At 45.6% G+C, this 12,365-nt stretch carries 9 protein-coding genes and 1 riboswitch; of the genes, 2 read left to right on the top strand and 7 right to left on the bottom strand.

Annotation, left to right across the window (positions count from 1 at the left end; translation table 11 throughout):
- The first annotated feature begins 167 nt into the window (after positions 1-167).
- Entirely contained in the window at positions 168-4,721 is a 4,554-nt protein-coding gene (locus WCO51_03995; protein ID MEI6512420.1) for a PAS domain S-box protein, read from the top strand.
- Between the two features lie 108 nt (positions 4,722-4,829).
- On the opposite strand, the gene WCO51_03990 is transcribed toward WCO51_03995, so the two are convergent.
- The 7 genes from WCO51_03990 to purH form a co-directional block, all read right to left on the bottom strand.
- The gene (locus WCO51_03990) at positions 4,830-6,095 is read right to left on the bottom strand and encodes a Glu/Leu/Phe/Val dehydrogenase (GenBank protein MEI6512419.1); all 1,266 of its coding nucleotides are present in this window, start codon (positions 6,093-6,095) and stop codon (positions 4,830-4,832) included.
- A gap of 32 nt (positions 6,096-6,127) precedes the next feature.
- On the bottom strand, positions 6,128-6,622 hold the full coding sequence (locus WCO51_03985; protein MEI6512418.1) for a hypothetical protein: 495 nt from the start codon (positions 6,620-6,622) through the stop codon (positions 6,128-6,130).
- On the bottom strand, positions 6,619-7,422 hold the full coding sequence (gene mreC, locus WCO51_03980) for a rod shape-determining protein MreC (protein ID MEI6512417.1): 804 nt from the start codon (positions 7,420-7,422) through the stop codon (positions 6,619-6,621). Before mreC ends, WCO51_03985 begins: the two co-directional genes overlap by 4 nt.
- Positions 7,423-7,479: 57 nt before the next feature.
- On the bottom strand, positions 7,480-8,526 hold the full coding sequence (locus WCO51_03975) for a rod shape-determining protein (GenBank protein ID MEI6512416.1): 1,047 nt from the start codon (positions 8,524-8,526) through the stop codon (positions 7,480-7,482).
- 124 nt (positions 8,527-8,650) lie between these two features.
- A complete protein-coding gene (locus tag WCO51_03970) occupies positions 8,651-8,917 on the bottom strand; it encodes a DUF370 domain-containing protein (protein MEI6512415.1) in 267 nt (88 codons plus the stop codon).
- A 181-nt stretch (positions 8,918-9,098) separates the two neighbouring features.
- Positions 9,099-9,368, bottom strand: a complete 270-nt coding sequence (locus WCO51_03965; protein ID MEI6512414.1) for a hypothetical protein — start codon at positions 9,366-9,368, stop codon at positions 9,099-9,101.
- Positions 9,369-9,468: 100 nt separating this feature from the next.
- On the bottom strand, positions 9,469-11,028 hold the full coding sequence (purH, locus tag WCO51_03960; protein ID MEI6512413.1) for a bifunctional phosphoribosylaminoimidazolecarboxamide formyltransferase/IMP cyclohydrolase: 1,560 nt from the start codon (positions 11,026-11,028) through the stop codon (positions 9,469-9,471).
- Between the two features lie 40 nt (positions 11,029-11,068).
- Positions 11,069-11,158, bottom strand: a riboswitch (ZMP/ZTP riboswitch).
- Positions 11,159-11,318: 160 nt separating this feature from the next.
- On the opposite strand from purH, the gene WCO51_03955 reads away from it, so the two are divergent.
- Positions 11,319-12,167 carry a sugar phosphate isomerase/epimerase gene (locus tag WCO51_03955; protein ID MEI6512412.1) on the top strand — a complete coding sequence of 283 codons (849 nt, stop codon included), beginning with the start codon at positions 11,319-11,321 and terminating at the stop codon, positions 12,165-12,167.
- The last annotated feature ends 198 nt before the right edge of the window (positions 12,168-12,365 follow it).

The following is a 12,365-nucleotide window of genomic DNA, read 5'->3' as shown; positions in this document are numbered from 1 at the left end:
GTATTGTCCAAATATTATTTGTCATCTTCAGTATATGTTATGATGCAAAAGGTATAAATAAGAAGGTTAGGCTGTTATTGTTTAATCCTGATGTCTCATGTTTCATACAGCTAAGAAGCTTACACATGATATTCACATGATGTTTCAAGCCCAGTCTGGAGGATGGAATGGATAAGGGGAATGCTCGAGATAAAGACGATGTCTCGTATAAGTTTGAAGAGCAAATGCTCGCAGTTAGAAAATTAGCCTCAATATTGAAAGATTGCCCTGATGATCTAAAAAGACAAGCGGCTTCTGAAATCGAAGCTCTTCTAGATATACTTGATTTGCCTGTAAGTAAAGACAAGCATCCCACAACTTCATCCTCCTTATCCGAAGATTCCCATCAGCTACCTACTGAACGACAGTTAGATGCCATCGTCGATTCGATGATAGATGGCATTATCATTACTGATTTAAACGGGAAGACTATCACAACTAATAATATAGCTTTAAGCGCTTATCCTCACAGCGAAACTGTATTCAAAACACTTGATTTAAGGGAAGCAGAAGAATTCTATGAGATGCGCGATCCTGATGGAGAATTAGTTCCTTTTGATGATGGTCTGTTAACGCGCGTTTTACGCGGCGAAAGACATCATCGTTATTTGGCGCGCATTATTCATAAAGCAACCGGAGAATGGCGAGAGGTTCGCTTTACAGGTAATTTAGCACGTGATAAATCCGGAAATCCAATTTGTGCTGTGCTCACGGTTCAAGATCGCACCCCTTTGACTGAAGTCCGCGAGGAAAGACGAGCTGCAAGGGAACAACTGCAACGCCAAGCGGCTGAGATGGAAGCTATTCTCCATTCAATTCCCACCGGTGTATTTATCCATGACGCTGACGGGACTATCCAAATGCTAAATCCGTACGCACAACAGCTCATGGGTTATACGGATAAGGATATGATGCTTCCGTTACAGGAGCGGGTTAAATCGAGAGAATTTAGAGCGGTAGATGGTCAACCTATGGATATGGAAATGCCCCCAACTGCTCGAGCTCTTAGGGGCGAAACTGTCGAAGCTGTAGTCGTTGGTATCCCTGATAAAGATGGAAAGGTAACTTGGGTTTCTACGAGCGCCGCGCCGATCAAGGATGAGAAAGGGGAAATTCAAAAAGTTGTTACCGCATTTACCGACATCACATCAATCCGCGAGACTGAGCGCCAGTTAGAAGAGGCGAACAGCACATTTTCAGCCGTATTTAACGCAATGGCGGAAGGCATCGTGATCTCCGACTTGGACGGTAATGTCTTAATGAGAAATCCTTCCTCACTAAGTATCTACCCTCACAGAGAAGAATACGAACAAGCACGGCATGTGAACTATATCGCCGAATTCTATGAGATGAGAGACATCGATAACAACGTATTGCCAACTGAAGGAAGGCCATTACAACGGATTCTTAGGGGTGAAATACTCGAAAGTTTTGAAGCTCAAGTAGTCCATAAAGCTTCGGGAGAAAAATGTGATGTCATCTTCAGTGGCACATTAGTGCGGGATAAAGCAGGCGCACCTATCTGCGCCCTTTTGACAATGAATGACGTTACCACTGAAAAAGAAGCCAACCTGATGCTTGAAGAAGCCTATCTACGCGCTGAAATTCAAGCAGCAGAGCTTGAAGCCCTTTTCGAAACCATGCCGGCTAATATCATTCTTTATGATATAAACATGAATGTATTAAAGGCAAACAACAGCGCTTTGAACACGTTTATAATGCTTCACGGTGGCTCCAATTTTCATGTGAGTGAACGCCAACGCCTTCCAATCAGGCCAAGTGGAGTGCCTTACGCTGATTCTGAATTACCAACTGCTCGCGCCTTGCGAGGTGAACGAGTTAATGGAGAAGTCTATTACATAGACACATTATCGGGTGAACGAATCTGGCTATCAGTCAGCACTGTACCAATCTATGATGCCGATGGAACACTAGCCGGCGCGGTTCATACATCCCTGGACATTACAAACGAACGTGAAAACCAGGCACAGTTAAACCTTCTCTACAATCGCGTGACAGGCATTGTCGACTGTATATCCGATGGACTAATCATCGCGGATGCTAATGGTCTCATTGAAATGATCAACCCGCCTGCGATGCGGATGCATGGTATAACTCTGGAGGAAGTTCATCAGGAAAATATCGGTTATCCGGATACCTATCAGTTCCAACATCTTGACGGTACCCTCATTCTCCCTGAGGAACGCCCCCTCGACAGGGCGTTGCGTGGTGAAACATTTACTGCCTACGAGGTTGGACTTCTTCATACGGATACAAACGTATTTTGGATTGGAAGCTACAGCAGTGGTATCTTGCGCGATGCCGAGGGGAAAGTCTTAACCGTTATCCTCATAATCCGCGATGTGACTGAGCAAAAGAAGTCGCAAGAGGCGCTTAAATACGCTCTTGAGAATTTGAGCATCAACCAAGAGCGGCTGCGAGTTGCTTTCCTGCGTTTCCCCATTACCGCTTTTAACCTCGATAAGGATCTGAAATACACTTGGGTCTACAATCCCAAAATATACTTCCCCACAACTGACATCATTGGTAAAACGACGATGGAGTTAATGGCTCCTCATGGAGAAAACCTAACCGCATTCATGAAACAGGCTATCAGTGAAGATGAGGGCGCAGAAGGCTTGTTATCTTATGAACTAAACGGTGAAATGAAATACTTCCAATCCATATTGGAACCTCTTCATAACGAAAACGGAATTGTCATCGGTCTCACAGGAGCTGTTCTCGATGTAACCGGCATGAGAAAAGCAGAACGTGAGATGGAGCAAGCGCAAGAACAAGGACACCTTGGCAACTTCTCGTACAACCTCAGGACCAAACAGCTCACCTGGTCCAAGGAAATGTTTCATATTCACGGACTCGATCATGTGGGGAACAAGATTCCCACTCGTGCACAAATCATCCAGATGGTTCATCCTGATGACAGAAAAAGTTTTAGCGCTGCCTATGAACAAGCTATGGTAAATGGGATTGGATTCAATATCGAGACAAGATTAATCATGGCTGACGGCTCCGAGAAACATATCCGCGCTGAAACAGATATCGAGCACGACACACAAGGACATTTATCAAGGGTATTCGGCACCGTGCTCGACATCACCGCGAGCAAACAAGCCGAGCTGTCGCTTGCAAATGCGATTAGGGATCTTCAGGCAAGTGAAGAACGGCTTGCTACCACCCTCCGTTCGATTGGTGAAGGAGTTATCGCCACCGATACCGATGGCAAAATTATTCTGATTAACCAAGTCGCCCAACTACTCCTTTGTGTTTCACAGGATGAAGCGATCGGAAAGCTAGCATCAGATATCTATTCAACCACTGACGAGAAAACTCGCAAGCCAAGAAAGGATGGGTTTAAAGCTGCATTAAATAGTCTCAACTATAACGTCATACGTCACTCTTGGCTGACCGGGCATGACGGCATTGAACATCTTATCTCAGAAAGAACTACTCCCATTACCGACCAAGATCATCACATAACAGGCGCAGTGTGTATCTTTAACGACATTACTCAACAGCATCGGCTTGAGCAGGAGATCGCTAACATCAGCAAACTCGAATCGCTTGGTTTGCTTGCAGGCGGTCTTGCTCACGACTTAAACAATATCCTTGCGGTTATCATGGGAAGCGTCTCTCTGGTCTCCATGATGCCCTATATTGCTGAACAGGAACGCGGATTGTTGGAAGCTGCTGAAAATGCCACCGAACGCGCCCGCGACTTGACCAGACAGCTTCTGACCTTCTCAAAAGGCGGCGCACCCGTCAAACAGGTTACGTCAATGGAACAATTACTCCATGAAGCAGTCCTGTTTGTGCTTCATGGTTCGAAAACTAATTGCGAGTTTTCGTTCGATGAGGATTTATGGCCTGTTGAAGCCGATCATGGTCAAATTAGCCAGGTGATCGAAAACCTAGTCATCAACGCCTCCCAAGCCATGTCCGCAGGCGGCACAATCTTCCTTCAAGCCAGGAATGTTGTGATTGATTCCGTCTCCACCCTACCCTTGCAAGCCGGAAACTATGTCAGTGTCGAAATTATCGACCAGGGCAATGGGATCCCACCGGAAATTCTGGATAGGCTTTTTGATCCCTTCTTCACTACAAAAGCGACTGGCACAGGTTTAGGTCTAACCACCGTTCACTCGATTATCCGCCGTCATAATGGCCATATCGAAGTTCGCTCCGAATTGGGAAAAGGCACGACTTTCACCTTCTATCTGCCTTCAACAACCAAAGCGGCGGCTGAAAAGGCTATCCTAGAGAAAACTTCCACTAAACCAATCTTCAAAGGAAGAATTCTTGTGATGGATGATGAGGAAATATTGCGATATCTCGCAGAAGCCAGCCTTAAACATCTGGGCTGTACAGTTAGTTTATCAAAAAATGGAGCGGAAGCAGTAGCCCTCTTTGAAGAAGCAATCACACAAGGGCAGCCTTTCGATGGGGTTCTCTTAGACCTGACCATCTCAGGAGGATTAGGCGGCAAAGAAACAATCGAAAAGCTCAAAGAGATCGAGCCGAACATCAAAGCCATCGTTTTCAGCGGCTACGCCAACGACCCAATCATGGCAAACTATCGCGACTACGGCTTCATCGCCGCCATCGCCAAACCATTCAGGATAGACGACCTAGTACGCGCCCTCACCATATTGTTTGATAAGTAATATATGCCACACAGGGGACGACTTCGGCCTACTCAGGGAAGCGGATTTGGGGTATAAAACAAAAATAGGGCGGGTACTGCGTACCCGCCCTATTAACTTAATTAACTTCTATGGATAGATGCCTCTGATATTTGTTGCTTGGGCAACTCGGTCTACACCGATGATGTAGGCAGCAGTTCGGAGGTCTACTTTATGCTTATCAGCAACCTCTGTGACTGCGTTATAGGCGCGGGAAATGATCATCTCGAGCTTTTGATTAACCTCACCCTCGCTCCAGAAGAAGGCCTGAAGGTCTTGCACCCATTCGAAATAGGAAACGATGACGCCGCCTGCGTTGGCCAAAACGTCGGGAACAACAAAGATGCCGCGGTCGTTGAGGATACGGTCGGCTTGAGGGGTGGTTGGTCCGTTTGCGCCTTCTACGATGATCTTCGCTTTTATCTTTGTAGCGTTATCTTCATGAATTTGCTCACTTATAGCCGCAGGGACAAGAATGTCACACGGGAGTTCGAGCATATCTTCATTTGTAACCTTTTCGGCATCCCGGTAGGCGCTAAGACAGCCTTCTTTGCCCGCGCAGTGGATTACTCGGGAGATAGGAATTCCGTTTGGGTTATAGATACCGCCGATTGCATCGCTAACACCGACAACGATAGCGCCGGCTTCATCCATTAGTTTGGCAGTCGTGCTTCCAACATTACCAAATCCCTGGACAATAACTTTAGCGCCTTCCAGACTCATACCTTTAGCTTTAGCCGCCATGGCTGCAACGACTGTAACACCACGGCCTGTTGCTTCAACACGGCCTTCCGACCCTCCAATAGCAATCGGCTTGCCAGTAACGACTGCAGAAACCGTATAGCCTTTGTGCATGCTATAGGTATCCATAATCCACGCCATCACCTGAGGATTGGTGCCGATATCAGGCGCCGGGATGTCTGAGTTGGGACCGATGAGCATGTTGATTTCAGTGATATAACGCCGGGTAAGATTCTCGATCTCACGGATAGATAACTGCTTTGGGTCGCAAATAACTCCGCCTTTTGCGCCACCGTAGGGGATATTTACAACTGCGCACTTCCAAGTCATCCACATAGCCAAAGCGCGTGTTTCTTCGAGAGTTACACTAGGATGATATCGAATACCGCCCTTTGCCGGACCGCATGACGTGTTATGCTGCACGCGATAACCGGAAAAGACACGTAGAGAACCATCATCCATTTGAACGGGGAAATTCACAGAAAGTTCTCTTTTGGGGAACTTGAGAACTTCGTGGATGCCAGGATCTAATTGAAGGTAATGGGCTGCAATATCTAACTGCTCAACAGCCATATCGTAAAGGCTTCTTGAGCCATGATGTGAATTCATAACCATCTGCGACATAAGGCAGTACTTCTCCTTAAAAACTAACTTATTGCTTGCGGTACGAACCGCTTCAAGAGGGCGTATGTCGGAATCGCTATGACACCGTTGTACACCGCTTTGATGAAGGTTGCCTTCATCCATGATACAAACATCAGATTACCAGGATGCAGGAGTAAAAATGTCGTCTCTGCGATAATCGTACCGCTAAATACCACCAAGACGGCAGTGAAAATATACTCTCTTCGTATCCATACAGGAACCCAACCGGCCCAAAACCCTGCTGCACTCATGCTAATGCAGAATTCAGGGATCGTCTTACCAACAACCGTTGCGCTATATAAGAAACCCGCAACAAAACCCAAGAAGGCGCCGGTAGAACGGTTGCTCATAAGTGAACAACAGAGCATAGTGATAAGAATAGTATCGGGTACGTAGATGCCTATGCTTAGCCAATCATAGACGAGTGGTTGAAAAACAACAGCGAGAAACAGCGCCAGTACTGTTACCCATCCATAACGCCATCCAATTTCATTCACTTTAGAACAAATACCTCTTCCAGTCGATCAACATTTGCCGAAGGGGTCACGAACGCTTTCGGCTCATTATACACAGAGTCATTCCAAACGCGATAGACACGACCAATAACCAAACCCTTCGGATAGATTTCGCTAAGTCCGGATGTTACTACCAAGTCTCCTGCATTAATGTCGGCGCCTGGTGTAAGGCGATTAAATTTAAGATACCTGTCTCCCTTACCCTGACAGATACCAATAGACCGAGAATCTCCTCTTTGAACCCTTCCTCCGACACTAAATTCGGGCGCAATAATAAGCATCGCCTGACACGTGCTAGCTCCCACCGTGATAACTTGACCAACCAATCCATCAAGCCCCATCACTGGGGACCCAATTTTCACCCCTTGCCGACTTCCGCAGCCAATTGTTATAGTGAATTGGAAAAGGTCAGCATCGATTACCTCAGCAGGTATCCAATTGTTTCGGTTTATCTGATTAAATGCAAGCGCCTTACGTAAGCGTACATTTTCAAGTCGGAGTTCTTCATAAAGGGGTTTTTGGAGGCCAGCTTTTTTCACATCGGTTTCGAGAGAACGTTTCTGTCGAACCAATTGGCGTGAATGAGTTACACCATAGAGAAAATCTAATGTAGAACGAGAAGATCCATGAACAGAATGCCGCAGAGGCATAAAAATAGCACGTACAGCACCTGCTAATGGCTCGCTTCGATTATGCGAAACACATCGCTGATGCCAGCCGCCATAGATTGCGGCTACTATTATCAAAGATACCAATACAACCCAATCACGAAAACGCGTCATGGAAAGTACCTGATTTGAGCGGAATTACTATTTCGACTTTAACTTAGCAGAAAAAAATCAATATTGACTGGCGCTTACTAAAACTTTTCGCAATGCCGGATTGGAATGAAGTTCATCCAATACTTGACCAGTCCCAATAACAACACAGCTTAAAGGGTCAGGAGCAATGACGACCGGCATTCCCGTTTCTCGGGTTAAAAGCTTATCAAACCCTCGCAATAAAGCTCCACCACCAGCTAAAACGATTCCGCTATTCATAATATCAGCCGCTAGTTCGGGAGGCGTTGCCTCAAGAGTAAGTTTCACTGCATCAACAATCGCATTAAGTGGTTCGGAAATCGCCGAACGCACCTCTTGTGAACTAATGATTGCAGCTCGAGGAAGTCCTGAGATAAGATCGCGACCTCTGACTTCCAACGAAATCTCTTGCTCAAGAGGGAAAGCGCTTCCAATCTCGATTTTGACAAATTCAGCAGTACGTTCGCCAATAAAAAGATTATAAGCGCGTCTCACATAGGAAGCAATGGCTTCGTCAATCTCATCTCCAGCAATGCGGATGCTTTTACTGTGCACAATACCCGATAACGAAATCACAGCAACTTCGGCAGTCCCACCACCGATATCGACAATCATTGATCCGGTTGGTTCGGATACCGGAAGACCTGCGCCTATCGCAGCCGCCATCGGTTCTTCGATAAGATAAGCGTCTTTGGCACCGGCTTTCTTAGTTGCTTCTGTAACAGCTCGCTTTTCAACTTCTGTAACACCACTTGGAATTCCAACGACAACCCGAGGAGGCGCCCAATTTCGTCGATTCACTTTTTTAATGAAGTAACGAATCATCTTCTCGGTTTGGTCAAAATCAGCGATAACGCCATCTTTTAGAGGTCGAATGGCGATGATGCTGGCAGGGGTTCGGCCAAGCATACGCTTCGCCTCTTCTCCAACAGCAAGCACTTCTTTGGTATCACGGTTAATCGCAACGACAGACGGCTCACGCAATAAAATGCCTTTGCCCTGCACATGCACAAGTGTATTAGCGGTACCAAGATCGATACCCATATCACGCCCGAACCGACTTAGAAGGCTACGGACGAAAAACATTGGAGCTCCTAAAGTCCCCCTCATGATCCCTTCCTAACTTCACTTTTCTCAAATGAATAATCTCAATTTTGCATTCACTTCCCTTTAGGAAAATAACCTACCCTCAAAATCGAGAAATTCTTAGTTAATCCTCTTCTAATGTTATCTCTGCGCTGCCAAGTCGCTTTGCGAGCGTCTCTTGTGAAATCGCCGAGATAACAACCTGACTACCATTCGTAAAAATGATACTTTTAGTTCGTCTACCTTGAGTGGCATCAATGAGGTTCCCTTCTTTACGAAGGTTTTGGATTAAGCGTCGCATAGGGGCAGACTCGCTGCTTACCATAGCGATTATCTTATCAGTTAACACGAAATTATAAAAACCTACATTCAATACAGGTGGCATCGCCATTGGCTTCAACCATCCTTTCCACTTGAAACATTTGACATTCAGAGTAAAGTCTCTGCTTTAAGTAAAGTAATTATACCTACCAAAGCAAACAGATTAGACATTAACAAGCCTGGGCAAACTTAGTCCAGACTTGTTAATGAAAGAATAAGCTTAGGCAACAAAAATAATTGAACAAAACCTATTAGCGACCAGTCGGCGGCATACCTGAGGTCGGTCCACCAGGCATTGGGCCAGGCATAGTCGGGCCAGACGGCCCCCCCATGCCTCCCATAGTAGGAGCGGCTTGACCAGGAACAATCACTGGTTTTGTGATTGGCGTGGTATTGACCACCTGTGGATTACCCAAAGGCGGGGGTAAATTATTGTTACTCATATAAATCAGAACACCAATTGCGATTATCCCAAGAAAGATAACAGCAATAGCAACTGCATCGACTTGCTTTTTTTGCATCGAGCGATAACTCCTCGAATATGAATTCCTACTCTATTTTAACGCTTTTATTCGAAACCGTCAAGGCTAATCCACAGTAAATAGTGGTAAAAGCAGGCATTTAGTGCCTGAAATGTCGAATTCCTGTAAAGAGCATGGCCATCCCAGTCTGATTGCAGGATTGAATCGCATCTACATCTTTCTTACTACCACCTGGCTGAATAACCGCCTTGACCCCTGCGCTTCCTGCCGTTTCAATACTGTCAGGGAACGGGAAGAAAGCATCGGAAGCCATTACCGAGCCAGTTACTTCATCCCCTGCTTGCTCTAATGCCAAACGGACAGAACGAACTCGATTCATCTGACCGGCTCCCACGCCAATCAATTGACGGTTCTTAACCAAAACAATTGCGTTTGATTTAACATGTTTTACAATCGCCCAAGCGAAAGCGAGGTCCGTCTTATCCTCTTCACTCGGTTGTCGCTCGGTAACGCATTGAAGAGTATCTGTATTAAGCTGCTCTAAATCGCGCGATTGGTAGAGAATACCGCCGTTCAGCGACTTCAGCGCAAAGCCGCTTTGAGATGGCCCAAACTCGCCTACTTTCATCAACCGAACGTCAAGCCCCCATCCCTTCCTCTTGGTTATCATCTTGAAAGCTTCATCCGTGAAGTCAGGGGCAATAATTACTTCGAAGAAATTACCCTTCTCCAAAATCACTTCAGCCGCTGAGGCGTCAATCGGTCGATTTGAAGCAATAATGCCACCGAACGCTGAAGTAGGATCGGCAGCTTTCGCTTTCAAAAAGGCTTCAGGGATCGCCGAAGCCGTAGCGCACCCACAAGGATTGGTGTGTTTAATAATTGCAACTGTAGGTTCACTAAATTCACGGACTAACTCTAACGCCGCATCTGCATCTAAAAGATTGTTGTGCGAGAGTTCCTTACCCCACAACTGCTTCGCCGAACCAATTCCTGCTTCCTTCTGAATGGCATCACTATAAAATGCCGCCTTCTGATGAGGATTCTCACCATAACGCATCGTCTGTTCGCGCTTGTAAGAAAGTGTAAGAGTTGAAGGAAATGGATATTCCGGATCGAATTGGTTGTTGAAATAATTTGCAATTAAGGCATCATAAGCAGCAGTGTGGCTAAAAGCTTTTGCCATTAAACGTGACCTGAGTTCATAACTGACCTGTTTTGAACTCTTTAATTCTTCCAGGATAACATCATAATCCGCAGGGTCGACAACTACCGCAACACTTTGGAAATTTTTGGCTGCCGCTCGAACGAGTGATGGCCCGCCGATATCGATGTTTTCAATCGCATCATCGAGGGTGACATCTGGTTTGGATATCGTTTGTGCGAACGGGTAGAGATTAACAACAATTAAATCAATAGGCTCGATATTTTGCGCCTTAATCGCTTCCATATGCTCCGGCTTTCTACGATCGGCAAGAATACCTCCATGGATACGAGGATGAAGGGTTTTCACCCTACCTTCCATCATTTCAGGAAAGCCCGTTACTTCAGAGACATCCGTTACCTTAAGTCCCGCATCTCGTAAGAACTTAGCAGTCCCGCCAGTACTTAGAAGCTCAACATCCATGCTTACAAGCCCAGTAGCAAACTCTTTCAAACCTGTTTTGTCCGACACACTCAAAATTGCTCGTTTAACCATTATCACCTCCCCAAAATGAAAAAAACACCTAAGCGCTTATAATAAAGGCCCAGGCGTTCGGCAGATACTCACCGCTCGATCAGCGCTCCCATTAGGTTAAATCCTAGTTTCGCCAGTTGCGCTAACGGTTTAATTGTAAAGTAAATTATACCTTGTTTTGTATTCACACACAAGTATAAATGAGGAATATATTTAATGACTCCTTGCCCAATCTTACTAGCAAGGTGTAACATACTCGGTCGGGGAGGCCCCTATCCTTCCTAAATGCAGTTAGCCAAGGTTGTTGTTTTATGATGAAGCCCGGCATTAATCTGGAATTTGCGCGTACTGAAAATATGAGCTTTGAGGCTGGTCTTGAACAAGCCCGAAAGGCGGGATATGAGTACGTCGAATGTTTCGTCTTTACCGATGTGACGGTAAAAATTAACAGTCACTTAAGCGTTGAGACATCATCACCTTATCATCATATCGATACCGCGAAATCAAACGTCTCAAAAACCAGGCAGCGATTAGAGCATCTGGGTCTAAAATTCTCTGCCTTAGATGCCCATACAAGTCTTTTAATCCCTCAAATCGGTGTACCGTTTTTAAATAAAGCCATCGATTGGTCTGCAGAAGTCGGGTGCCCAATCGTAATGTCCGACGAAGGCCCTCTTCCAACAGATTGGATGACACTTGATGACGCCTTCGATATCATGTGCATAAGCCTTGATACTATTATCAAGCACGCGAATTCCAAAGGCATTAAAATAGCGATCGAACTTCATAATAAGTTAACCACACGTCCGGATATGCTTCTAAAATTGCTCAAACGTTTCTCAAGTTCCGAGTTAGGAGTGAATTTCGATACCGGCAACTCATTTCTGGCTGGAAACAACCCTGTGGAGATGCTTCAAAACGTAGTCGATCGCGTCATTCACGTTCACGCCAAAGACATTCCCGTAACACAACTCCACGAACGCGGTCATGTTACCGGTACAAGAGTAGGTGTTGGAGTCGGCGACGGAATGGTCGATATGCCCGGCATTATCTCTGTCCTGAAATCCGCCAATTATGATGGGGTCATTTCAGTCGAATGCGACACCCTCCCCCAAGCCTCTAAAAGCTACACCTACTTGACGAGACAAATCTCCCTTTAAAAAAATATTCTTCGTGCTTCTTACTTAGCCCTCTATCTCTATCCACATACTTGACCTTTTAGGTCAAGTATGTTCTGGTTTTTTACTAATTTCGCTCAATTTCCTAAAGTTGCTCTGCTTTAGTGTAGGTATACTTAACTCATAATACTTTGCCTTTCAGTTATGTAAGGAGTAGCAATTAATGAAAAAGATTATACG

This window comes from bacterium (assembly GCA_037131655.1).
Classification (GTDB): Bacteria; Armatimonadota; Fimbriimonadia; order Fimbriimonadales; family JBAXQP01; genus JBAXQP01.
The sequence above is the reverse complement of the archived record's forward strand: the minus strand, read 5'-3'. Positions and strand labels throughout refer to the sequence as shown.